Origin of the sequence: Methanosarcina sp. MSH10X1 (genome assembly GCF_004099695.1) — an archaeon.
Taxonomy (GTDB): domain Archaea; phylum Halobacteriota; class Methanosarcinia; order Methanosarcinales; family Methanosarcinaceae; genus Methanosarcina.
Genome location: NZ_SCHL01000007.1, coordinates 46,021 through 68,137 on the forward strand (window position 1 = coordinate 46,021; position 22,117 = coordinate 68,137).

The 22,117-nt window shown below is 39.4% G+C and carries 23 protein-coding genes; 16 read left to right on the plus strand and 7 right to left on the minus strand.

Annotated elements, in window-relative coordinates; translation table 11 throughout:
- The first annotated feature begins 380 nt into the window (after nucleotides 1-380).
- Nucleotides 381-1,577, plus strand: coding sequence for a CPBP family intramembrane glutamic endopeptidase (locus tag EQO05_RS07715; protein WP_240664469.1), 1,197 nt, complete (start codon nucleotides 381-383; stop codon nucleotides 1,575-1,577).
- Between the two features lie 360 nt (nucleotides 1,578-1,937).
- Here the strand turns inward: EQO05_RS07715 and EQO05_RS07720 are convergent, their stop codons facing one another.
- Nucleotides 1,938-2,171: a hypothetical protein gene (locus EQO05_RS07720; RefSeq protein WP_205793739.1), complete on the minus strand. Its 234-nt coding sequence runs from the start codon at nucleotides 2,169-2,171 to the stop codon at nucleotides 1,938-1,940.
- 571 nt (nucleotides 2,172-2,742) lie between these two features.
- On the opposite strand from EQO05_RS07720, the gene EQO05_RS07725 reads away from it, so the two are divergent.
- Nucleotides 2,743-3,699, plus strand: coding sequence for a hypothetical protein (locus tag EQO05_RS07725; protein ID WP_128505309.1), 957 nt, complete (start codon nucleotides 2,743-2,745; stop codon nucleotides 3,697-3,699).
- Nucleotides 3,700-3,796: 97 nt separating this feature from the next.
- Complete coding sequence (locus EQO05_RS07730) at nucleotides 3,797-5,794, plus strand: TIGR04279 domain-containing protein (RefSeq protein WP_128505311.1); 1,998 nt, start codon at nucleotides 3,797-3,799, stop codon at nucleotides 5,792-5,794.
- A gap of 462 nt (nucleotides 5,795-6,256) precedes the next feature.
- Here the strand turns inward: EQO05_RS07730 and EQO05_RS07735 are convergent, their stop codons facing one another.
- Nucleotides 6,257-7,153 (minus strand): NAD-dependent epimerase/dehydratase family protein, encoded by an 897-nt coding sequence (locus EQO05_RS07735; protein WP_128505313.1) that lies wholly within the window; start codon nucleotides 7,151-7,153, stop codon nucleotides 6,257-6,259.
- A gap of 441 nt (nucleotides 7,154-7,594) precedes the next feature.
- On the opposite strand from EQO05_RS07735, the gene EQO05_RS07740 reads away from it, so the two are divergent.
- The 7 genes from EQO05_RS07740 (at nucleotide 7,595) to dapB (ending at nucleotide 13,456) form a co-directional block, all read left to right on the plus strand.
- Nucleotides 7,595-8,482, plus strand: a complete 888-nt coding sequence (locus EQO05_RS07740; protein WP_128505446.1) for a DUF1616 domain-containing protein — start codon at nucleotides 7,595-7,597, stop codon at nucleotides 8,480-8,482.
- Between the two features lie 2 nt (nucleotides 8,483-8,484).
- Nucleotides 8,485-9,360, plus strand: coding sequence for a CPBP family intramembrane glutamic endopeptidase (locus tag EQO05_RS07745; protein WP_128505315.1), 876 nt, complete (start codon nucleotides 8,485-8,487; stop codon nucleotides 9,358-9,360).
- Nucleotides 9,361-9,776: 416 nt separating this feature from the next.
- Nucleotides 9,777-10,541 carry a heparan-alpha-glucosaminide N-acetyltransferase gene (locus EQO05_RS07750; RefSeq protein WP_128505317.1) on the plus strand — a complete coding sequence of 255 codons (765 nt, stop codon included), beginning with the start codon at nucleotides 9,777-9,779 and terminating at the stop codon, nucleotides 10,539-10,541.
- Nucleotides 10,542-10,818: 277 nt separating this feature from the next.
- Entirely contained in the window at nucleotides 10,819-11,121 is a 303-nt protein-coding gene (locus tag EQO05_RS07755) for a hypothetical protein (RefSeq protein WP_128505319.1), read from the plus strand.
- Between the two features lie 435 nt (nucleotides 11,122-11,556).
- Nucleotides 11,557-11,751, plus strand: a complete 195-nt coding sequence (locus EQO05_RS07760; RefSeq protein WP_128505448.1) for a 30S ribosomal protein S17e — start codon at nucleotides 11,557-11,559, stop codon at nucleotides 11,749-11,751.
- 41 nt (nucleotides 11,752-11,792) lie between these two features.
- The gene (dapA, locus tag EQO05_RS07765; RefSeq protein ID WP_128505320.1) at nucleotides 11,793-12,668 is read left to right on the plus strand and encodes a 4-hydroxy-tetrahydrodipicolinate synthase; all 876 of its coding nucleotides are present in this window, start codon (nucleotides 11,793-11,795) and stop codon (nucleotides 12,666-12,668) included.
- Nucleotides 12,665-13,456 carry a 4-hydroxy-tetrahydrodipicolinate reductase gene (gene dapB, locus EQO05_RS07770; RefSeq protein ID WP_128505322.1) on the plus strand — a complete coding sequence of 264 codons (792 nt, stop codon included), beginning with the start codon at nucleotides 12,665-12,667 and terminating at the stop codon, nucleotides 13,454-13,456. The genes dapA and dapB overlap by 4 nt, the downstream gene beginning before the upstream one ends.
- A 198-nt stretch (nucleotides 13,457-13,654) precedes the next feature.
- Here the strand turns inward: dapB and EQO05_RS07775 are convergent, their stop codons facing one another.
- A complete protein-coding gene (locus EQO05_RS07775; protein ID WP_128505324.1) occupies nucleotides 13,655-14,074 on the minus strand; it encodes a hypothetical protein in 420 nt (139 codons plus the stop codon).
- Between the two features lie 245 nt (nucleotides 14,075-14,319).
- Between EQO05_RS07775 and EQO05_RS07780 the strand changes: the two genes are divergently transcribed.
- The 5 genes from EQO05_RS07780 to EQO05_RS07800 all read left to right on the plus strand — a co-directional run bounded on the left by EQO05_RS07780 (nucleotide 14,320) and on the right by EQO05_RS07800 (nucleotide 17,623).
- Nucleotides 14,320-14,769 (plus strand): hypothetical protein, encoded by a 450-nt coding sequence (locus EQO05_RS07780; RefSeq protein WP_128505326.1) that lies wholly within the window; start codon nucleotides 14,320-14,322, stop codon nucleotides 14,767-14,769.
- 21 nt (nucleotides 14,770-14,790) lie between these two features.
- A complete protein-coding gene (locus EQO05_RS07785) occupies nucleotides 14,791-15,510 on the plus strand; it encodes a DUF1673 domain-containing protein (protein ID WP_240664475.1) in 720 nt (239 codons plus the stop codon).
- Nucleotides 15,511-15,515: 5 nt separating this feature from the next.
- Nucleotides 15,516-16,115 (plus strand): DUF1673 family protein, encoded by a 600-nt coding sequence (locus EQO05_RS07790; protein WP_240664477.1) that lies wholly within the window; start codon nucleotides 15,516-15,518, stop codon nucleotides 16,113-16,115.
- Nucleotides 16,112-16,705: a DUF1673 domain-containing protein gene (locus EQO05_RS07795; RefSeq protein ID WP_128505328.1), complete on the plus strand. Its 594-nt coding sequence runs from the start codon at nucleotides 16,112-16,114 to the stop codon at nucleotides 16,703-16,705. The genes EQO05_RS07790 and EQO05_RS07795 overlap by 4 nt, the downstream gene beginning before the upstream one ends.
- A gap of 168 nt (nucleotides 16,706-16,873) precedes the next feature.
- Nucleotides 16,874-17,623 carry a DUF1673 family protein gene (locus EQO05_RS07800; protein ID WP_128505330.1) on the plus strand — a complete coding sequence of 250 codons (750 nt, stop codon included), beginning with the start codon at nucleotides 16,874-16,876 and terminating at the stop codon, nucleotides 17,621-17,623.
- Nucleotides 17,624-17,696: 73 nt separating this feature from the next.
- On the opposite strand, the gene EQO05_RS07805 is transcribed toward EQO05_RS07800, so the two are convergent.
- The 4 genes from EQO05_RS07805 to EQO05_RS07820 all read right to left on the minus strand — a co-directional run bounded on the left by EQO05_RS07805 (nucleotide 17,697) and on the right by EQO05_RS07820 (nucleotide 20,440).
- Nucleotides 17,697-18,170: a DUF5788 family protein gene (locus EQO05_RS07805; protein WP_128505331.1), complete on the minus strand. Its 474-nt coding sequence runs from the start codon at nucleotides 18,168-18,170 to the stop codon at nucleotides 17,697-17,699.
- Between the two features lie 298 nt (nucleotides 18,171-18,468).
- Nucleotides 18,469-18,939, minus strand: coding sequence for an aspartate carbamoyltransferase regulatory subunit (gene pyrI, locus EQO05_RS07810; RefSeq protein WP_128505333.1), 471 nt, complete (start codon nucleotides 18,937-18,939; stop codon nucleotides 18,469-18,471).
- Nucleotides 18,936-19,862, minus strand: coding sequence for an aspartate carbamoyltransferase (pyrB, locus tag EQO05_RS07815; protein WP_128505335.1), 927 nt, complete (start codon nucleotides 19,860-19,862; stop codon nucleotides 18,936-18,938). The genes pyrI and pyrB overlap by 4 nt, the downstream gene beginning before the upstream one ends.
- Before the next feature lie 101 nt (nucleotides 19,863-19,963).
- Complete coding sequence (locus EQO05_RS07820) at nucleotides 19,964-20,440, minus strand: DUF5788 family protein (RefSeq protein WP_128505337.1); 477 nt, start codon at nucleotides 20,438-20,440, stop codon at nucleotides 19,964-19,966.
- A 412-nt stretch (nucleotides 20,441-20,852) separates the two neighbouring features.
- On the opposite strand from EQO05_RS07820, the gene hxlA reads away from it, so the two are divergent.
- Nucleotides 20,853-22,094, plus strand: coding sequence for a 3-hexulose-6-phosphate synthase (hxlA, locus tag EQO05_RS07825; protein ID WP_240664491.1), 1,242 nt, complete (start codon nucleotides 20,853-20,855; stop codon nucleotides 22,092-22,094).
- Nucleotides 22,095-22,117 lie beyond the last annotated feature (23 nt).

A 22,117-nucleotide genomic window follows, 5' to 3' on the forward strand; every position in this document is an offset into this window, starting at 1 on the left:
TGTCGATAAATATTTATGTATATTATTCAGTAATCCAGATGAACTCCTTTCCTTAAAAATCTCAAATAGTCATATAAAGTTTTTATATTGGCATGGAATTCATTCGGGAGTTGAACTTTTTTAATAATTTAATACATTGAATATTCTGTGTTTTAAAAACGTGATTAAATTTTTAACCTTGTCAATATAAAGAACTCATGTGAATTTAGTAGCCAATTGAGCAAATACTATCAAAAAAAATTTATATGATATTTGAGTTAGAGATTGTATAGTATTTGGAATTTTTGATATTTGACAATCTATTGTAAGAAATTTTAAAACTTTTATTCAAGGCGGATACGTGATAAACCTAAATCGCTCCATTAAAAAGGAGTTATTCCATGCAAAAGTCAACTAATTCTCATAAGAGACGAAACAAACTAAATTTCCTGATCTTCGCATCATTTTTAGTTTTGATTCTACTGGCAAGTTTTCTTGAAACCGGATATTGTGGTGGTTTTGAGTCTTCCACTCAGGAAACGGGATCTGATACCGAGCAGATGCCTTCCAGAACCTTTGAAGAAGCCAGGGATTCGAGAGTTACCTCAACTTCATATGAAAATTTGAGTCTATTTAATAAGATCAGACTATATCTGGATGTATATAAAGTTGGAGGAATAGTAACAGCGCTTGTGATCCTTTTTATATACCCTCGCGTGACATGGAGAGAAAGCAACCTTACAAAGAATTCCCTGAAAACCCTATATCCATTTAAAACCCGGAAAGTAGCCGGGACTGAAGGAACAATTCAGGAAAATTTTGAGTTAAGAAAACGCAGATTCCTTACTGCAATACCGATCCTCTGTATCGCCCTTGCCGAAATGCTGATATTTTTAGGGGCAATAAAAATCGCTATCTTTATACACATTGGAAGTTTGATTGCACTTTCTCTTTCTAACATATACATTCATAATCCAGAAACTCAGAAAATCTACCAGGCACTAATGCTTCTCCCTATCCTGAGATTGATAAATCTTTCAATGCCTGTCTTTTTTGAAACAACCCTTTATATTTTTATATTCATCTACGGTTCCCTTGCAATCCCTGTGGCAGTTATAATACTCCATCAGAGGCACTCACTTGAGCAAATAGGGATTTCGATGAAGAATATAGGAGCATATATGGTTCTTTCCATTCCCCTGAGTTTTATTCTTGGATTTGGAGAATACCTGACCATAAGATCAGAGTACTTAATCCCGGACCTTGGTTTTGAAAACCTACTTAAGCTCACAGTTATTATGGTTTTCTTTGTTGGTTTAATAGAAGAGCTTATTTTCAGGTCAATCCTCCAGACAAGGCTCGCGAAGGCACTAAGTATCAGTGAATCACTGATAATTACAAGTATCCTATTCGGACTTATGCACTCAGGATATGGAACCACTTATGAAATACTTTATACAACTTTTGTAGGATTCCTGATGGGGCTCCTTTTTTACAAAACAAAAAGTTTACCCTTTATTGCTGTTTTGCATGGCTTTATTAATGTTTTCCTCTTCGGGATTTTTCCCCATTATCTAAGTGGCTGGACAGGTTTCTGAACTCTTAGAAACCAGTTTCACAAAACTGATTCTAATTTATCAGACTTTTCTCCATTTTTCTTATTAATCTTTAATGAGTCTTGTTAATCTGATTTTTTCAATTTCTAAGAATCCATATCTCTTAATTTTCTAGCTGCAGGGAAATCTAAAAAAATGCCATCTTAAACGGTTGGATAATTGGCTTTAGAGATTAAAAACCCTGTAAGAAAATTAAAGGAGGTTAAAATTAATTTATATTAGAGATTGGATGAAATTATGAAAGAAGAGCGGGTAAGCGATCCGAATTAAATGGATAAAAAGTCATGAAGAAATTAATCTGTGGGAAAAATTAAATTAAAAAGTGAATTATGAAAACTGGGATTAGATAGTCTCCAGGACTTTGCAAAAGACTATACCTCCAAAAACAAAAAGTAATGGTATAATTGCCAGGTTTAACGAGCTATTAAGCGAATTGTTCCACTTATCGGATGCTGAAAGGACTTCTTTTATGGAAAGAAGCGCTATAAGCCCGAAAACGACTGAGGCTCCATATTGCGGGATTCCAGGAGTCGTAACCATTGAAATTGCACTTGAAGAGATAATGCTCAATAACATATTCATGCCCCCATAAGATACAGCAGACTTGCCCTATTTGTTGGGAAGGTATTTTGTAAAAAGAACTGCAACATATAAAAAACTTTTGTCGGGTATTAATGTTTGATAGTACATACCAATCAGATAAACAATAAGGAAAGTAGAATTAGAGCCTTTCTAACATGCGGAAGTAACCCTAGTGTGTCTGCTACAAAGACTAAGAGTTATTTTGGGATCTTCAATAGAAATATCTGAAAGATTAAAAAATGAGAAAGTGATATAAACTTTAGCTACCTTTTAAATAATCATAAAAACTTGTGACCGCGCAAATAATAATTTATCTCGGGTTCAGGACATCAGCGACCCGCAAAGGCCAAAATATATTTTAACGTTCAAATTTTAAACAAACCTTTTTTCTATTTAATAGGTCCATTACAGTAGATAAAAATTTATACTATGATTATAGAAAAGTTTGCATGTGTATTCTAAAAGCATAAAGCTTTGATAAATTAACTCTCTAAATTAATTTAGACAAAATAGTCAATACATATTTAAAAATATATCAGAAATCGTTTGAAAAGGAGAAACTCCGGTGTATAGATTAACTAATTTCATCAATAAGAGGAAAGAATTTATTTTTATAGCTGCTTCCCTTTCAATCCTGATTTTAATGTTAACTTCTCCTGCAGCTGCGTCCGTTGATAACTGGGAGTTTTCCCCTGAAGAGCCTGTTTGTGGAGATACCATTAGCATAAAAGGGAGTACATCTCCTAAAGAAAAAGTTGATGTATATGTGACTTTTGAAAAAACCGTTCCGGTCTCAGAAGGAAAGTTTGAATACATTCTTGAAGACGTAAAAATTCCAGCGGGTTTGAATAACTTTTTCACAGTTGAGGCCAGGGGAGCCAAAGATCTCAATGTAAGGGTAAAAATGATTATATGGGTAACAAAAAGTTCAGAAGCTTCGGGAGGACTTTCCACCGTATCTCAGTCGAGTGTTCCTCCGGGTACTTACATAATAAAGATCGATGGGGATGCTAATGAAGGAACTTCAGACGTAGATTTGAAAATTACGGCGTATCAAGGTATAGAAGCCGATTCGAAAGGGGATTTTAGCTATTCCTATGATACAAAAGCTGTTCCTGCCGGGGATTTTGAAATAAAAGTGGGAAGCATAATGAAAGAGGTAATCATTCAGCCTGAAAGAGGTTCAGATTCGAATTCAGGCTTGTCTTCCGGACATTCTTCTTTAGCCAGTTCATCCTCTGAAAAGATAAGACTGTCTCCATCAGCAGAAAATGCTTCTTCTTTACTGTCAGAGACTGAGTCCTCTTCAGAACCAGTGGTCTCCAAAACCCCGGTAGAAAAGAACGATTCTATGGTATTGAGTTCAGAAGAAAATCCGGAAGAAAAAGAATTTCAGGCACAACCCTTGGAAAAGAGTACTTTGAAGTCCGAATTTTTCAGGTTGTTTATGGATGAATTTTATCTACTTACGGGAGTGGGAGCAGCAATTCTAGTCCTGGTTATATACTTAAGAAAAAAGTGAAATAAGAAAACAGCTTCCTCTGGAAGCCAGGATAGAAACTTTACTACTACTCGATGGAGTTGGTAAAAAATATTTGATAGAGAATGGGGGTATTTATTTGAAGAAAAGTTTACTACTAATTGCACTAACTCTATTTATATTAGCCTCTGCAACAGCGATTGCAGGCGATAATGGAAAAAATGTAAGCACTATTGGCAGTATGAACTTTACTGATAGAATGATTTATGTTCTGGATCACACCAGCAACCCTACTGAAGGAAACTGGATTACAATGGAACGTGCGTTCCAGGAAGGGAGAATTCAGCTTCCCAGTCCAATAAAACTCACATATTGCGGCCCGGAAGAGATCGAATATTGTAGAGCCTCCGGAACCTTATACAAACTCCAGGATGAAAATTACACAATAACCTATCCATCAAATCCTACCTATCTCTCCCATCCCGTCTACCTGCCGGGGGAGAAAGTAAACATGTCTTTCCACGGAGAATCGGAGCTGGAAGGCGTAGTGGAAATCTATCTTTTCAATATAACTTCAGATTCTGCTTGCGAAATCTGTGATATTTTCACGGCAGAAGATATAAGGAATTTAGATGTCTTATTTCACGATAGCCTGGACGGGAAGTACAGGAGATACTCTACTGTTCTCGGAAAGGATGGCGATATATTAAATTATAGCTTCGGGTCGCTTGAACCAGGCCAGTACTGCGTAGTTATTGTCCAGAAAAATCGAGATGACAGCGTGACAATCTTTTCTGCGACTGTTTTTGTAGTTACGGAATACAAGCTGCGCATTTCAGCCCCTGTAAATATAACAAAAGGGGAGGATCTTGACATAGAAATGAACCTTGAAAATGCCCCCGATGAAGATAATTGCACCTATGGCGCTCTACTGATCAGGGAGCAGGCGTATAAAGCAGACATAGAAATAAACTCTGATGGTACCAGAAACGGCACATCGGTAATAATAAACGAAGTCGATCTTATTAATGAATTCGGCATCAACTCCTCAAATTACATGTCAAAACTTACCAGAGACGAACTGCAGACAGAAATCCAGACTATGATAGGGGAAGGTAAAGGCTCCATAGCAATAGGAGAGAAAGGTCAGAAAATGCTGTCACTTACAGCTTTTGATCTACCTGCAGGACATTATTATCTTATTTCCGGAGCATATATTCCGGGAAAAGGGGTGGTAGGGCTAGCTCAGACTGACTTGAAAATTAAATCGAGCGATAGCTCAGAAAATAACGACAGTTCCGGAAATGGAGGAAATAATGGCAATGGAGGAAATAACGGAGGAAATAATGGCAATGGAGGAAATAACGGAGGAAATAACGGAGGAAATAACGGAGGAAATAACGGAGGAAATAACGGAGGAGGCAATGACGATGGAAGGAGTCAAGGCGGAGCAGGAGGGTCGCCTGAGCCTTCTAAGAATGTCAAATCAAAAGAACTCTGCCAGCAGTTCATTTCAAACGGCAGACAGATAAGCTTCAAATTCGTACAGGGAGCAACTGCTATCGACTACGTGAACTTCAATGCCAGGAAGAATGTCGGAAAGATTACAGCCATTGTTGAGGAACTTAAAGCGAGATCTTTACTGGCACTCTCCGCACCTGAAGGAGAAGTTTACAAATATATAAATATCTGGATAGGAAATGGGGGTTTTGCAAATTCCAACAATATCGGGAATGCTGTTGTAGGATTTAAAGTAAACAAAGACTGGATAACTGAGAATGACATTAATGCTAACTCGCTAGCCCTCCAACATTTTAACGGAAATGCTTGGACTTCCCTTCCTACAAAGAAATTGGACGAAAGTGAAGGATATATCCATCTCGAAGCTGAGACTCCCGGTTTTTCTCCTTTTGCAATAACGGCCGAGAAAAGCTCAGAGGTGATGGAAAAGAAAACCGGAGAAACTCAGATATCTTCAGAGATAGAGCCACAAAGCGAAACCGATCTGACAACTAACTCCGGTATACATTCCAAAGAAAACATTAATCCAGGCATCTCAAAAATTGCAAGATTCTTTCTATCATTCCTGATAGTCATCCTTATAGGAACGATTGTAAAGAAAAAACATCAGTCCTAGATAATCAGTCCTAGATAATCAGTCTTAGATAATCAGTCTTAGATAATCAGTCTTAGATAATCAGTCTTAGATGCTAAGAGTATAATGTCATAAAAACCAAAGCGAGATCGAATATAAATGATATTGCATACGTTTTCGGTTAGAACCCTATTTTTTAATGATTTTATTATTTTAGAGACTGGGAAATTGAAAATACGAGAACTAACAACCGATCATCTGCTTGAACGTAACTTTTTCGTCAGTAGATAACAACGCACTACCAGGTTTTCGATCCAACCTTTTCTCAAAAGATTTGCGGTTGAACTCTTTCTGAAAAAAGGCTCGGTCAAGCCTTTTCGGAAAGATTTTTGAAAAGGCTTGCGTGTATCCAACGAAATGAGTCGAACTAATTCAAGAGATTAAGAAATCAGTTACAGATATCCGACGAACTCTGCTAATTCTCAATGATAAAATATTAATTGGTTAGATGAGATCCTTTAATCCATTTTTTAATTCAGTCTCTCCTCTCCACCAGCCGGAGATTTTTGAAACATCAGCTTTTGAATCTTTAACATCGCCTGCTCTTGGGTCAGCATGTACAATCCTGCTAGAGGAGCCAGTCAATTTAATGATATTCTCCGCGAGTTCCAGAACTGTTACACTTTTTCCCATAGCCACGTTAAAGACCTGACCATCACCATACTCGAGAGCCGCAACATTTGCTCTGACTACATCTTTGACATGCACGAAATCCCGACTCTGAAGTCCGTCGCCATAAATAATGAGGTCCTTTCCTAATTTTGCTCTCTCAATAAAAATTGGAATAACAGCCGCATATGGGGATTTTGGGTCCTGCCGAGGGCCATACACATTGAAATAACGCAGGCAAGTGGTACGAAGCCCATGGTTGTCATAGAACATCCTTGCAAGATACTCCCCATCAAGTTTAGAGATAGCGTAAGGAGAAGCAGGCTCAGGATACATATCCTCACATTTTGGGAGGATTGGATTATTTCCGTAGATAGCAGCTGAAGATGCTGTCACAAATTTATCGACCTCGGCTTTAACGCAGGCATGCAGTAAATTAAGGGTTCCAAGAGTGTTAATCCGGAAAGCCTCGGCGGGTCTGTCACAGCTTAAAGGTACAGACACAAGGGCGGCTTCATGAAAGACATAATCCATGTCTGAAACCGCCTTTTCTACTGAGGGAAAGTCGCAGATATCTCCTTGAATGAACTCGATATTGTTATTCTGTGGAATGTTTCTGAGAAAACCCGTGGCAAGGTTATCCAGAATCCTGACTGTGTGCCCAGCTTCCGCAAAATATTCAGCTATATGGGAGCCTATGAAACCTGCTCCTCCTGTAACCAGTACTTTCATGCTTGCATAGAAGGGAAAAATACAAAATAAAATTTTCTATGCAAGCCCGGAGATACACAAGAGAAGTTAAAACATTCATAGTATATGCAAAATAGAATGCCGGTAAGTAAAGGTCTTTTAGAAGAGGGAAAAATATTTCACACAAAGAGATCTTATCAATAAGGGGAGTCAAAAACCGGGAAATCAAGGACACTTTTCGAAGAAAAACCGAACCTGAAAAAGAAGTATATCATATTCGAAATTGGGGGTTCGAAAATAGAGAATAATCCCAGCAGAAATTAGTTAGAGCTGTAAAGACATTTTTCCTCAAGGTTCTGCAGAGAACCACCTGAAAAGATAAATCTTACGTGGAAAAAAGTGCAATGAGAATGAGTTGATGAAGGATTACATAAGTATAAATTCAAAGAAGTAGAATATAAAAAGATTTTACCAGTGGTAAAAATGGCCGGAAATAGAAAACTTCCTCTGGACCTGCTAATTGTTGCAGGTTTTGTACTTATTACTAACATTTTCATACTCGTGCCTGTACTTAGCGACAGTTTCCTGCGTACATGCCTGGGTATTTTTCTGGTGCTCTTCTTGCCAGGCTACTCCCTCGCTGGAGCTATCTTTCCGGCAAAAAAAGATCTTGAGGAGATTGAGAGAGCTGCTATCGCCTTGGGACTGAGTATTGCAGTCGTCCCGATAATAGGACTCAGCCTTAACTACTCCATCTGGGGAATCAGTGAAACTCCTGTGCTGCTAGGATTTTCAGTTTTTATTCTCCTGATGTGTGCAGTTGCATACTACAGAAGGAGATTGCTGCCCGAAGACGAAGTATTTGAGATTTCATTCAAGACCTATTTCCTGAGCATGAAGACGGAAATTCTTGAGAAATCCGAATCAAAAATTGATAAAACAATTACATTTATTTTAGTCCTTTCTATTCTGGCTTCTATGGGTAGCCTCGCCTACATAATAGGAAATCCTAAAGAGGGAGAACATTTCACCGAATTTTATATCCTTGGGAAAAACAGGACAGCAGAGAACTATCCTACAGAGTTTATACGGGGAGAAGAGGGAACAGTTTTTATAGGAATCATAAACCACGAGTATAGACCCGTAGATTATACAATGGAAGTAAGGCTTGAAAACCAATCTCTATCTCTCCCGGAAAGTCAAAAACATGTAACTCTTGGGCATAATATGTCATGGGAAGAACCGATTAATTTTACGCCGCCTTTTGAGGGGGAGAATATGAAGTTAGAGTTTCTGCTTTTCAATGAGACTGAAAAAACTGAACCTTACAGGAACCTGCACCTGTGGATTAATGTTACTCAGGAGGTCTGAAAATGGCAACTCCGGACTTTCCACCCTCAGATCTGGAGGCAGGGAAGATCTCTCTGCCAGTTCTCGGGAAAATGTTTAAAATACAAACTGAGGAAAAAATCGGATTTCTGAAAAAGATATTCTATACAGGCTTTCCTGTGACTGCAATTACTCTCATAGAATTACTAATCTTCGGAGGAAAGCTGAAAGAAGCCTCAATAGCTTATACTTTACTGCTGCTGGCACTTTCATTTTCAATAGCAGTTACCAAAAGCCACGATCTAAGGAAGATCTACCAGGCTCTTCTGCTTCTGACAATTTTCAGATTGATAAACTTTTCTATGCCAGTCTTTTTAGAAAGAAATCTTTATTCATTCGTATTTATCTATGCGCCTCTGGCAATTCCAATAACTATTGCTGTCACTCATCAGAAAGTTTCATACGAAAGAAAAAGAGACACCCTGAGGAGAATATGGATCTACCTTCCTCTATCTGTCCTTACGGGTTTTATTTTCGGGCAAGCAGAATATGTGCTGATCGGGGCAAGAGAGCTTATTCCGGATCTGTCACCAGCAAATTTGCTTGCACTCATAATCATAATGGTCTTCGTCGTCGCACTGGTGGAAGAACTGATGTTCAGGGCAATTCTCCAGACGAGCCTGGAGGAATTCCTGGGCCCGGCCGGGGGAATTTTCATTTCAAGCCTCCTTTTCGGAATAATGCATTCTACTTACGGCACTTTCTACGAAATGTTGTATACTTTTTTCGTAGGAGGTTTTCTAGGATATCTATTTTATAGAACCCGAAGTCTTCCCCTCCTGGTAATGATCCACGGTTCGATAAATATATTTTTGTTTGGGATAATTCCGTATGCAGGTCCGGGACTCGGATTGATATAAACAATGTAGAAAGATTAGAAGAAATTTATGAAAAATTAGCATATTCGATATTTAACAGAAGTGGTACAAAAATTCGTCCTGATCACTTATCATATTCCTTTACTCTCAGCGATAACTTTTTTCCTGCTGCAAGAAGAATCATCTGACAAATCTCCTCAGAACTCGAATATGGGATGCTGGTAACCAGCGAAATGCTCTGAAGCTACCCTGGTTGTAAATTTCAAACTTTCTGGATTGAAACTAACTGAATAGTAAAACTAATTTTATTTATTGACTAACCGGCTCCCAATGTCAATCAACGAGAAAAGGATAATAGACATTCTCCCCTTCAACGCGGACACAAATTATAAATATATATCTTAAAGAAGATTGCTATTCTTTATAAGCAGAATTTACGCGCTTCGGAGAAAAAAACTATGACCAGGTATACAGGCCGTTTCTGGGAGATTGATTGTCTGCGAGGATTTGCCGTCCTCCTGATGCTTCTATACCACTTTCTTTATGACCTGGATTTTTTCGAACTTGCGGATATTCAGCTCAGATCCGGCCTTATACTTTATGCAGGCAGGTTCTCAGCTTTACTTTTCATCCTTATCTCAGGAACTGCCCTTTCTATAAGCCACTCAAGAGCCCTTAATAAAAAATTCAGCGGAACTGGAACAGAAAACTTCTCAAAATACCTGAAAAGAGGGCTCAAACTTTATTTAATGGGGCTTTTGCTCACAGGTATAACCTGGATCTTTTTACCTGAAGAGTACATTGCCTTCGGAATCCTGCACTTTTTTGGAGTTTCGGCAGTACTTGTATATCCCTTCCTGAAATATGGGAAAGAAAATTTATTCTTCAGCCTGTTCTTCGGCTTTTCGGGGCTTTATCTGAAGAATATAACTTTTGGGTTTTCCAGCCTGCTCTGGCTAGGTTTCACTCCCGAGAACTTCAAAACCCTTGATTACTTTCCTATATTTCCCTGGTTTGGAGTACTGCTCGCAGGAGTTTTCCTGGGAAACTATCTGTACACAGGCGGGAAAAGACAATTTGAAATCCCCTATACCGGGAAAAACCCTCTTTTCAGGCTATTTTCCGGAGTAGGGCGGTATTCTCTGGTTATATACTTCATTCATCAGCCAGTCTTTCTCGGATTGCTATTCCTGAGCGGGCTACTAAGTCCGGACATAATATGAGAACTACTTAAAATTAGATTAAAGAATATCTTTTTGCCGACTTATCTTTGAGATTTCATCTCAACTCTAAATTGCCAGTATATCTAAAACCTGCTGGTTTTATATATCATCTAACCTACGTATTTGCATATTTGCTTGCATGTACTGATATGCTGATCAATTTTAACCTGCTCCCCAAAAATGATTAGGATATATAGTCAGAAGTAAATCGACCCCTATTTTCAACCCGATAAAAGATCAGGAAGCACAAAACCAAAAACAGAAGATGGAGAAAAGAATGTATCTGGAAATTGCGATGTTTGCTTATTTTGTAGTTCTTTTCCTTACACTCCGGGACATCCGGATCTTTAAAAGAACAGGTTATCGTTCTTACAGGAAAGGAGCCATGAAGGGACTTGCAGCTTCTTCCCTGGTATTAATAGGAGCAATCATTGTTGGGGCAAAACCGGAGCTTGGGCTGCTCTTTGTATTACTAGGACTGTTTATCAATCGTAAAGGAGTAAGAAGAGAGCGTGTTTTTACTGGCGCAGGAACTCTTGACCGGTTTCTTGGGAAAACAGATTATCTAAAGAGGAAATAAAATATATGCTTAAGCATAAGAATATATTTAAACCCATGATATATTAATTGTCATATAATGAGATTATACTCAAAATGTAACTATTGACGCTCCAACAATGCTGCGAGAAAACATATTTAAAGGAGAATTGTCAGCACCTGTTACACGCTAAACTAAATGAGAGAAAGAATGATAAGCACCACAGCTTTAGACGGGATTATCGACCCCAAAACTTATAAATCTCAAGTGACCTATTAGTCGACAAAATCATTATCAACCAAATTTTTACATCCAGTTTCCGCTAAACCAATCAATTCGAGAGAAGGAAATAGACATTAAAGTTATTTTCTGCCTCGGCTTCACGTTAACCATAATTCACAGGAAAACATGTGAGATAAACTAGAAGTAGAATTGAATAACTGGACTAAAAAAGTAAATTATCCAAGAGGAGATACAATGGGAAATATAAGACAGACAAACATAAAAAGAATAGCATTCGGATTGATTGAAAACCACGGAGATGTCTTCACAAAAGATTTTGAAACCAACAAGACGCTTGTAACAAAATACACAACCATTGAAAGCAAAGTAATAAGAAACAGAGTTGCAGGGTATGTTACAAGAAAAGTTGCACGCATGAAAGTATACTGAGTAGAGGATTTACTTCCGGGACACAGGTGGGGATATCTGACATGTTTGAAGGAGCAATGCCTGCCCTGATAACTCCTTTCACGAAGGATGACAGGATTGACAGGGAAGGCCTACGAAGGAATATTGAATTTGTTGAAGAGGGAGGAGTTGCAGGAATTGTGCCCTGTGGCACTACCGGAGAATCCGCAACTCTTTCCGCATCTGAGCATCAAGAAGTAATAGATATTGCGGTAGAGTACTCAAAAGTTCCTGTGATTGCAGGAACAGGCTCAAACAATACAGGAGAAGCTCTCCTGTTTACAGAACACGCTGCAGATGCGGGTGTTGATGGTGTGCTTCTTATTTCTCCCTATTATAACAAGCCAAATCCTGCAGGCCTGCTTGCACACTTCAAGAAAATTGCAGAATCAGTAGATATTCCCATGATTCTTTATAATGTCCCCTCTCGTACAGGGCAGGACATGCCAGTAGAGGTCATTGTTGAACTTGCAAAAGTTGAAAATATCGTGGGAATTAAGGAAGCCAGCGGAAACGTTGGCAAAGTTTCCCAGATTCTGGAAAGTACTGTAGATGAGGATTTTGTGGTTCTTTCAGGTGAGGATAGTTTGACTCTTCCGATTCTTTCTGTAGGAGGTCAAGGAGTCATTTCTGTTGCTGCAAATATAGTACCTGATAGGATGTCAAGAATGGTAAATGCAGCTCTTTCCGGAGACTACGAAACAGCGCGAAAGATCCATTTTGAGATTGCCCCTCTGATTCGTGCCCTTTTTCTGGAAACGAACCCGATCCCAGTTAAAAAAGCTGCAGAACTTGCAGGCCTTGCAAGCGGGCACCTGAGACTTCCACTCGCACCCCTTAGCGAGACAAACGCCAATAAGATCGTAGATGAACTCAGGAAACTGGAGGTTATGGAATGATTAATGCAGCAGTACTCGGAGCCTGTGGTAGGATGGGCTCTTTAATCATAGAAAATATTACCACCTCTCCGGATATGCAGCTTGTTGCTGCTTTTGATATCAATAATTTTGGAAAGGATGTGGGAGAATTTGCCCATACCGGGAACCTGGGAGTTCAGATCTCGGACGTTAAGGATCTTGAAGCTGTCCTGGAAAAAAGCAAGGCTGATGTTCTTATTGACTTCACGGCTGCCGGCGCAACCGTAGTTAACGCTCCAATCGCAGCCAGAACCGGAGTAAATCTAATAATAGGTACTACAGGACTAACTCCAGAGCAGCGATCAGTAATTGATGACGCTATCCAGAAAGGCCAGGTAAGTGCCGTTATCTCGCCAAATTACTCAGTAGGCGTTAACGTCTTTTTCAAGATAATCAGAGAAGCTGCAAAATACCTTGCAGACTATGACATCGAAATTATAGAAGCTCACCATAACCAGAAAAAAGATGCCCCAAGCGGAACAGCACTTAGGGCAGCTGATGTTATAAGTGAGGCTCTGGGTGGAAAGGAGTACGTCTACGGCAGAGAAGGTATTGCCCCACGCGGAAAAGAAATCGGAATCCATGGAGTCCGTGCCGGAGATATCACAGGTGACCACACTGTCCTTTTCGCAGGCAATTCCGAGAGGATTGAGGTAAGGCACATGGCTCACTCCCGCCAGATCTTTGCCAAAGGTGCAGTGCGTGCAGCCGAATGGGTCTGCAAGCAAAACCCTGGAATTTATTCCATGGATGATGTGCTCGGTTTATAAAACAACATTTAAACAGGCACTTTGAGAAGCTTTAGAATACAGGTATGGGTGCTGAATTTCCGGATCAGACCCATCTGCATTTCCAATCTAAGACAAAATTATTTACTTTCTTTTTTCTAGTCATGTTTAACTTGACCCAGATCAGACTTATCTTTAGAACATTAATAATGAAGATAGGATCGCTCAATTAAGGTAGGATCACTCACGGCTGAAGATTAGTCCTGAACTCAAGTTTTCAATCCTGTCCCCAATAACGACATTTCCCTGTATTCCCAGCTTTTTTCCCCTGTACCAATTTCCATGAATACGGAGCCTATCCCCTGCTGAGATGAGGCAGAGACCGTGATAAAGCACAACTACGATTTTTCCTTCGTATTCAATCGAGAAGATACTTTCATATTTGCTTCCGATGCCTCCAAAGACGATAATAAAAGGTATACCAAGAAAAAAGGATGGACGTTCATAGATTCTGGAATCAACACATGCTTTGACTTCATCTCCAAACTCCTCAGTATCTTTTTTCATTTTTCCCTCTTCATTTTTGGTTTTTGAATCCTCAGAAAGATATATAACATCAATAACGTCAGGATTAGTTTCAAAATCACCTTCTTTTCGCATAAAAAGCCTCACTGGTCCTGCAGTTTAAGTTTATGTTTCTTAAATTAATTTAAGACTTAACTCTTAAAAAATATTAATTTATTGGGCAATTTTTAATGCTTCTATATATTTTTTACGGACAGGTCATTAAATTATTCCTGGGAAACATTTATAATTTTTTAAAAAGAAGATCTTTTTAAAACAAATAGTTCTAAAAAACTTTCGGAGCAGAAACCTATAAATAGTCAACATTTAGATGTTTACTTATGTTCCTTCCGGCAGGCGAAAAACAGTTTGAATTCTGGGTTCTGCGCCGAAATGGGCTTCCGAATATCAATATTGCAAAGCGTTTCGGAGTCTCCAGGCAGGCAGTCTCGCGAGCCCTTCTTAGTATGGACAAGCGCATTGAAGAAGTCCTGTTTGAAATGGCCAGAGCAAACAGGATCGAAGTCGAAAAATTGGACCCAAAGAAAGGGATACTCTTCGGAAAATCGATACCCTTCAAAGCCAACGCAATAATTTTTGTCTCGGTAAAACATGGAATGCAGGTCTGGTATGAACACGAAGGAGAATGCAGGTCTTGCGAGAGGTACAGAGAATGTATCGAACTTCTCTGGGACTTTGCAGATGAAATGCAGCTCAAACTCCATAGCACGAATGATCCCACAAAAGTAGCTGATGAGCTCTTTAAGAAATTAAAAGAATCGATCGAATAGGCCTGACTAAAGGCAGGTACAATGGGGGAAATGGTAGCAGTGAACATAGTCATAAAGAGTATAAGGAAACTGATGGGATGGTGCCCGAATGTAAAAGCGCTTGAAACCCAACATTCCATCTGCTCTGAATATTTGGAAGCGAATAGTCAATCAAGGGGGAAAGATGCCGAAAATTCACCGATTTCATCTCCCAGCTGGTGGAACAAACGACATAATAGGGTATTAATAATGTCCTCCGGGCTTACCCTCTTTTCCATATATTTGATTATATTTCAGGGAGTCCGTCCCATGGATAAAGGTTTCATGTTTGGGTTAATTATCGGAACTATTTTTAATCTGCTCTTTTGTATCTGGAGCTGGCATTATCTGGATAACATAAAGAACTCAAGCAGAAAAATAAAAATAATAACTGTATCATCAAAATGGAGAGTTATAAATCAAATACTATCCTTGGCATTACTGTATCTCTTATTTTCACAATTTAATTGGGGATTCATTTTGTTTTTAATCTCTGCTTTTTCTTTGATAGTTTTGTTGTACTACTTTAAGTTTGATTTATCGCCTCTAATGTTACTTCTTTACTTCGGTTCGCGCAACATGGCACTTATATCTGGACTTTGTTTGACAGCTTATCTGTATTATTTTACAGATATATACTGGGAAAAGAAGAATAAAAAAACCGTGCTTATTTACGGGCGTAACATGCCAGAGATCCACATTGTAAATATGGGGATGGAGTAACGACTATGATCATGAAATACATCAAAAAGCTAATGGGATGGTGCCCGAACACCAAAACATATGAAGCTGAAGCCAGAAGACATTTTAGCCTTGGAAATTTTGATTCCGATATTCCAGACAGAGCAAGGGGAGAAAACGGAGATTTAAAGAACTCTGGATGGCTCCAGAGAGAAAGCAATCAAATTCTTCTATTTGCTATTTTTTTAACATTTGTTCATCTCCTTATATACAATCACATGGGCCTTCTCCCATCCCTTTTCTCATCATTACCTCCCCTATTTTATTTTGTATTTTACTGGAATAAGCGGATTCAACGGTTCAACGACATTGCAAGAAAACCTATTGTCCGTTATGTCTCTAAAGTATCATATCTTTGGGTTTTGATAATCATGATTTTTATTGCTCTGCTTCTGTTGCTCAGTTATATGATAAGGCAATCCTGGCACTCAGTCTTATTCGGACTTTCAATTCTTTTGTTCTTTACATGGGGTTTCTATATTCAGTTAATTTACTGGGAAAGGAGAAATCACATGAAAATTTATGTAAAACATGAAAATAGCCTCGAGAAGATGTATGCTGTTGGGGAAAAAGAGGGAGAACTATGAGCCTTAAAGTCGAAACCATAAAAAGACTGATGAGCTGGTGCCCAAATGCAAAAGCACATGAGGCAAGACAACCTATTAACTTTGAAAGTTTTGAATCTGGTATTTCGAGTAGATCAAGTGGAGATGACGAAAAACAGAAAAATCCTGGATGGTTTCGGAAAACAAGTATCCGAACTTTTTTAATTACCACATTTTTTACACTCACATATCTCCCAATAATTAAGCAATTAGGTGTAAACCTGATTTTTCTACTTGCCGGATCTTTAGTTTCTTTGTTTTTCATTATATTTGACTGGAATGCTCAAATGCAAAGATATGATATTCTGATAAAACAACCAGTAATCGATTATTCAGGTAAGAAAAACCTGTATTATATACTCGCATATACGTTCATGATTGTGATTTTCTACTTTAAAGGTCAAGAACTCGCTATGCAAGCAATATTTTCACTATTGGGAGGTTCTCTGGTTGCTATGTGGCTTAGTTATTTCCAGCTAATATATTGGGAGAAAAAGAACCACAAAACTATTTATTATGGCAAAAAGCATGGGACCTGGAAATCTTCGTATCTCATTATGGAGAAAAAATAAATGCCTACTAAAGCTGCTACTTTTGAACAAATCAAAAGTTCATGTGTTGGTGCCCAGCCTGTAAGAAAATGGTACGATATAAGTTGGACTCTTACTACTCATAATTAGACGAAATCTCGGCTGCCGAGATAAAATCACTCATTGTAAGGCATTGTGAGGGTGCATGAAATGGTTTTTGAGGAACACTTCAAAAAGCTGTTGGGCTGGTGCCCAATGAAAGGTTATCTTAAGAAAGATGGGCAGGAAGGCTGCTTCCCTGAATTTAAATTAGAAAATAGGAATATTCAGTTAGTACCATCATCCCTGGGTCTGCACGAAAGTGGAATTCTTAAGGTGAGGGCTAGTCTCTTTGACGGGAGATGGATATTATGGATATTAATAATCACTTTTTTCACAATAATAGTCTCATTATTTTTCTGGACATATAGTCCTGAAGGCTCTTATTTAGTCATTTTTTCAGGCCTTATTATGTTCCTTATGCCTCTCATGATATTTCTTAACCATCCAAATACTGCTTCAGTAATGCCCGGAAAAATCATGATTAAGAAACCTATGCGTAAGTTAGTTGTGATCAAAAAAGAGGAGATTAAACAAATCTCAGTAAAAAGGATAGGGAATCGTTTCGGTTGCTGGCTGATACGCCTAGTTTGCGTAATCTGGATACCATTTTACTTTAAAAAAGAGATAATGACAACTTTGTACGATCTGAAAATGTCATTTCCAGACTACATCGAACTCAGTCAATTTCTGAGACAGCTTGCATTACTAACAATGTTCTTTATAATGTTTTACAACAACGAACTCATGGCGCCTTATCAGCAGGCTCTTGAAGTAACCACAAACTCAAACCTGAGAATCTGGTTGTATACCGAAGAACCTGAAAAACTTACCACGATCCTCAGAAACGAGAGTGAATAAGAAAAGAGATAGAAAGGGAAAAGAAATTGTAATTCTCTGGAGACTTAATTATCTGGAAAATACAATTAAACTCTTATTTCAAACTTTTAATAAGCTCCTGCCAGCGTTTTTCTTCAATAAGCTTCTGGGCATTTAGCATCCTTTTAAACTCATCAACACTCTTCTCGCCGCCCTTTCCTTCAAGCCTGTCCTTTAATTCCATTGCAGCTCTTAAAAGCCCGGTAGCTTCTTCGTATAAAGCCTCAGCCTCAGTCGTTGTAAGTTCTTCGGTTTCCAGCAGTTCCTCATCTGCTTCTGCCTTTGCTTTGAGTTTCGGAATAAGAGCCCTTACTTTGGCAACTTCATTCGGATCAGCGAATCCTCTTTCTTCAAGTTCCCGGACCAGCTCTCCTAATTTATACCCCTCTCCGTCTATCTCTATGTTCTCAGGGATCTTCTTCCCTGCCCAGGCAAAATCGCTTCTGAGACTCCAGAGCAGTTTATTCCGTTCCTGAGTACTGATGTATTCTGTGTCTGCTTCTTTTGTATTTTTCTCGTCCGGCAGCATGAATTCTTTCCCCGATTCAGGCGTACTTAATTATTTCTCTGCCCCAATTCATATCTCTTTCTATACATGCCTGAAGAAACTGCCTGAGCACACATTTAAAGAACCTGGCGCATTGACTGTACTATAACTGGCAATACTAATATTCGAAAAGCTTTATGCAATAACCATGATGCAATAACATATAAAAAGATGCAAAAGGTTGCCGCTTGTTGTATGAGATAACGAATACAATCAGAGGAGCAAGCAGGTGGATAAAAATCTACAGCCTGAATATGATGTAAAAGGCAAGCAGTGATATTCACAGCAAATTTTCGGCTATATTTTCCGAGATCAAATGTTCACAGTACAGGCAGTGCAGAGTCACCCCTTCTTCTTCGGACTGGATCACGGAAAATTTGGATTTTATGGGTTCATTGCTATTGGAAATACAGTTTGAATTGGTGCAGCGCACAACGCCTTCAACGTAGGAAGGAAGTACAACATTATTCTTCTGGACTACTTCAAAATCCCTTATAATATTGATGGTTGCCTTCGGAGAGATCAGAGCAATTCTGTTAAGCTCTTCAACACTGAGTTCTTTCCCCTCGATTTTCACAACATCTTTTTTGCCTCTGGCACCAGGCGCATTCATAACAAAACTGATAGTAGCTCGGAAGTCGCTGGAAATTCCAAGTATGCGCAGAACATTCAAGGCCTGCCCTGACTTTATATGGTCAATTACTGTTCCTTTTTCAATTGCCTCGACTTTGAGGTTTCGTTTTTCCTTCATTCAATCACCCCAATGGCAAGAGCAAGAAGTGCCATCCGCGTTGGAATCCCATAAAAAGCCTGCTCGAAATAGCTAGCATATTGTGTTGAATCTACTTCAGGGGAAATTTCGTTGACTCTCGGTAGAGGATGAAGAATTTTGAGGTTTGGATCAGCACTTCTCAGCAGGTCACCCGTAACCTTCAACCTGTTTTTAACCTTTTCATACTCCTCAGGATCAGGGAAACGTTCCCTTTGAACCCTTGTCATATAGAGAACCTCAACGTCTCCAATTGTTTTCTCAAGAGAGTCAGTCTCTTTTATACTGAGACCTCTCTTTTGAAGATCCCTGACAATCTCCAGAGGCATCCTCAGTTCAGGAGGCGAAACGAAAGTCATTTCAGCACCGTAAAGGGATAGAGCATAGCAGAGGGAATGGACTGTTCTTCCATACTTCAGGTCTCCTGCCAGAGCAATCTTCAGTCCCTCGAGATGGCTCTCCCTGCGAATAGTGTAAAGGTCAAGGAACGTCTGTGTAGGATGGTTGACAGATCCGTCTCCACCGTTGATTATAGGGACACCTGCAAATTCGGCAGCCATTCGTGCCGATCCGTCAAGAGGATGGCGCAATACTATAAGGTCTGCATAGTTGCTAATGACACGGATAGTATCGGCAAGATTTTCTCCTTTCATTACTGAACTTGCCTCCACGGAACCCAGGTTAAGAATCTTCCCTCCAAGTCTCTGCACAGCAGCCTCAAAAGACAGCCTTGTCCTAGTACTTGGTTCAAAAAAAAGAAGTGCTATAATTTTTCCATCCAGCAGCTTGGATCTCTCTTCGCCTCTGGCTACAGGCTCAAGCTTTTCCGCGGTATCCAGAACATAATCGATTTCTTCCCGCGAGAAATCTTTCATTGAGATGACGTGTCTGTTCTTAAATGACATCCTGTTTTCATAAAATGATTACCAGAGATATAACCTTTGCTACAGAAACTTCTAAGAGTACTGAAATGATAAATCTTACCTTCCCTCTCGGCTCTATCATTTTATTTTGACACCTTTTTGAGAAACTCAAGCCAGAGCTTTGCATCTTTAATTCTCTGATTAATAAACTTTTCCTGAAAACGTCGTGTATTCTCTTTAAGAGCTCCACTCTCGATTTCCTTAAGATCTGTTATTGCACGCAATAAACCCGCAGTTTCGTGATAGAGATTTCTTGCTTCTTCCGAAGTAAGGGGCTTTTCTTCCAGTTCCTTTTCATCCTTCTTTTCCTTTGCTGAGAGAATTTCGATACATTTATCTATCCTTAATTTTTCAGCGGGACTGAGTTCATCTTTTTGAATCAGTTCCCACACGTAGTTATGCAGAGGGTAGGTCTCTCCCTCAAACTCCACATAATCCGGAATGTGCTGGCCCACCCAGAAGAGGCGACAATGTAGAGCCGAAAGTAGCTCTTTGCGTTCCTTATCATTTATACGTTTTTCTGGGATTGTTTTCTCGTCTGTTTTGTGATTTTCATCCACTATTTATCCCCCAGATATTGTATATGCATCAAATTTCATATAATGACTATCTTTACTAATTCTTTTCTTTAAATCTCAGATATAGATAACAGCAATAACATAAAAACAGTCACAAATAAAAAGAAATATAGGTAATGAAAAACTCACACATAAAAATAAAATGATCAGAATCAAATTAGAAGAATAAAATCAAGAGAATGACATCAAGAGAATAGAATTAAGAAATCAAACTAAAGAAATCAAATAGATATAAAAACTGTAAATTTAACAGAGTAAACCTGGAGTAAAACCCAGAAATAAAAGCATAGATGATAGCTGATATAGAAATGCTTAAAAATCCTAATTTCTTCAATTTCCCTTTTGAGGTGATACCATAACTCCCATAATTCAGGTTGCACTTGATCTTCTGGAACTGGACCGCTCGGTAGAGATTGCAAAAGAAGCAATAGCAGGAGGTGCGGACTGGATCGAAATCGGAACCCCCCTGATCAAAAGTGAAGGAATGGATGCAATCCGTACCATGAGAAAAGCTTACCCAGATAGGACAATTCTGGCAGATATGAAAACCGTGGATACGGGAGCAATGGAGGTCGAGATGGCAGCAAAAGCTGGCGCCGATGTCGTAATTGTCCTTGGAACCGCAGATGATTCTACATTACTTGATGCGCTCCGTTCTGCCCACAAATACGGAGTCAGGCTGATGGCAGACCTTATTTCGGCTCCTGATCCTGTAAAAAGAGCGGTCGAACTTGAAGCTCTGGGCGTTGATTATGTGAACGTACACATAGGAATAGACCAGCAGATGATAGGGAAAGATCCTATATTGCTTTTGAGAGAAATTTCGCAGAGAATCAGTATGCAGCTTGCAGTCGCCGGAGGGCTTGATGCAAGCAGTGCAGTCCAGGCTGTCAAAGCAGGAGCCAGAATTGTAATTGTCGGAGGAAACATAACCCGTTCTGACAACGTAACTGAAGCCGCCAGAAAAATCCGGCAGAGCGTAGACTCCCCGGATGCTGTGGAAATCCGCAATGTCGGAACTGTAGACCAGGAGATCAGGGCAATCTTAAAGGAAGTATCCACCTCAAACATTTCCGATGCCATGCACAGAAAGGGAGCAATGAAAGGCATTCGCCCTCTGGTAAGAGGGAAAATGGTAGGGACCGCAGTTACCGTGCAGGCTTTTCCAGGAGACTGGGCAAAAACCGTGGAAGCAATTGATATTGCAAAAGAAGGGGACGTAATTGTTATTTATAATGAAAGTAAGGATATCGCCTGCTGGGGAGGACTTGCAACCCTGAGTGCTTTAAACAAAGGAATTGCGGGAGTAGTTATTGAGGGTGCTGCAAGGGATATTGACGAAATCGAAAAGATGGGACTTCCGATTTATACTAGCAATGCTGTTCCTAATGCCGGCGATCCCAAAGGTTTCGGAGAAATAAATGCTGAAATAACCTGTGGTGGGCAGACTGTCAAGCCAGGCGACTATATAATAGGCGATGAAAGCGGAGTTGTAGTTATCCCCTCGGAAAGAGCTTACGAGCTGGCAAGAAGAGCAAAAGAAGTCAACAAAACTGAGAAAAGGCTCTTCGATGAAATTAAGAGAGGTGGGACCCTATCTGAGATAATGGAACTCAAGAAGTGGGAAAAACATTGAATGGCCTCATTTCTCGGATTCGG

What these genes read in the sequence shown, in the direction of transcription:
- EQO05_RS07715 (WP_240664469.1), top strand. Translation starts at nt 381, where the DNA reads ATGCAAAAGTCAACTAATTCTCATAAGAGACGAAACAAACTAAATTTC.
- EQO05_RS07720 (WP_205793739.1), bottom strand. Translation starts at nt 2,171, where the DNA reads ATGTTATTGAGCATTATCTCTTCAAGTGCAATTTCAATGGTTACGACT.
- EQO05_RS07735 (WP_128505313.1), bottom strand. Translation starts at nt 7,153, where the DNA reads ATGAAAGTACTGGTTACAGGAGGAGCAGGTTTCATAGGCTCCCATATA.
- EQO05_RS07740 (WP_128505446.1), top strand. Translation starts at nt 7,595, where the DNA reads ATGGCCGGAAATAGAAAACTTCCTCTGGACCTGCTAATTGTTGCAGGT.
- EQO05_RS07745 (WP_128505315.1), top strand. Translation starts at nt 8,485, where the DNA reads ATGGCAACTCCGGACTTTCCACCCTCAGATCTGGAGGCAGGGAAGATC.
- EQO05_RS07750 (WP_128505317.1), top strand. Translation starts at nt 9,777, where the DNA reads ATGACCAGGTATACAGGCCGTTTCTGGGAGATTGATTGTCTGCGAGGA.
- EQO05_RS07755 (WP_128505319.1), top strand. Translation starts at nt 10,819, where the DNA reads ATGTATCTGGAAATTGCGATGTTTGCTTATTTTGTAGTTCTTTTCCTT.
- EQO05_RS07760 (WP_128505448.1), top strand. Translation starts at nt 11,557, where the DNA reads ATGGGAAATATAAGACAGACAAACATAAAAAGAATAGCATTCGGATTG.
- dapA (WP_128505320.1), top strand. Translation starts at nt 11,793, where the DNA reads ATGTTTGAAGGAGCAATGCCTGCCCTGATAACTCCTTTCACGAAGGAT.
- dapB (WP_128505322.1), top strand. Translation starts at nt 12,665, where the DNA reads ATGATTAATGCAGCAGTACTCGGAGCCTGTGGTAGGATGGGCTCTTTA.
- EQO05_RS07775 (WP_128505324.1), bottom strand. Translation starts at nt 14,074, where the DNA reads ATGCGAAAAGAAGGTGATTTTGAAACTAATCCTGACGTTATTGATGTT.
- EQO05_RS07780 (WP_128505326.1), top strand. Translation starts at nt 14,320, where the DNA reads ATGTTCCTTCCGGCAGGCGAAAAACAGTTTGAATTCTGGGTTCTGCGC.
- EQO05_RS07785 (WP_240664475.1), top strand. Translation starts at nt 14,791, where the DNA reads ATGGGGGAAATGGTAGCAGTGAACATAGTCATAAAGAGTATAAGGAAA.
- EQO05_RS07790 (WP_240664477.1), top strand. Translation starts at nt 15,516, where the DNA reads ATGATCATGAAATACATCAAAAAGCTAATGGGATGGTGCCCGAACACC.
- EQO05_RS07795 (WP_128505328.1), top strand. Translation starts at nt 16,112, where the DNA reads ATGAGCCTTAAAGTCGAAACCATAAAAAGACTGATGAGCTGGTGCCCA.
- EQO05_RS07800 (WP_128505330.1), top strand. Translation starts at nt 16,874, where the DNA reads ATGGTTTTTGAGGAACACTTCAAAAAGCTGTTGGGCTGGTGCCCAATG.
- EQO05_RS07805 (WP_128505331.1), bottom strand. Translation starts at nt 18,170, where the DNA reads ATGCTGCCGGACGAGAAAAATACAAAAGAAGCAGACACAGAATACATC.
- pyrI (WP_128505333.1), bottom strand. Translation starts at nt 18,939, where the DNA reads ATGAAGGAAAAACGAAACCTCAAAGTCGAGGCAATTGAAAAAGGAACA.
- pyrB (WP_128505335.1), bottom strand. Translation starts at nt 19,862, where the DNA reads ATGTCATTTAAGAACAGACACGTCATCTCAATGAAAGATTTCTCGCGG.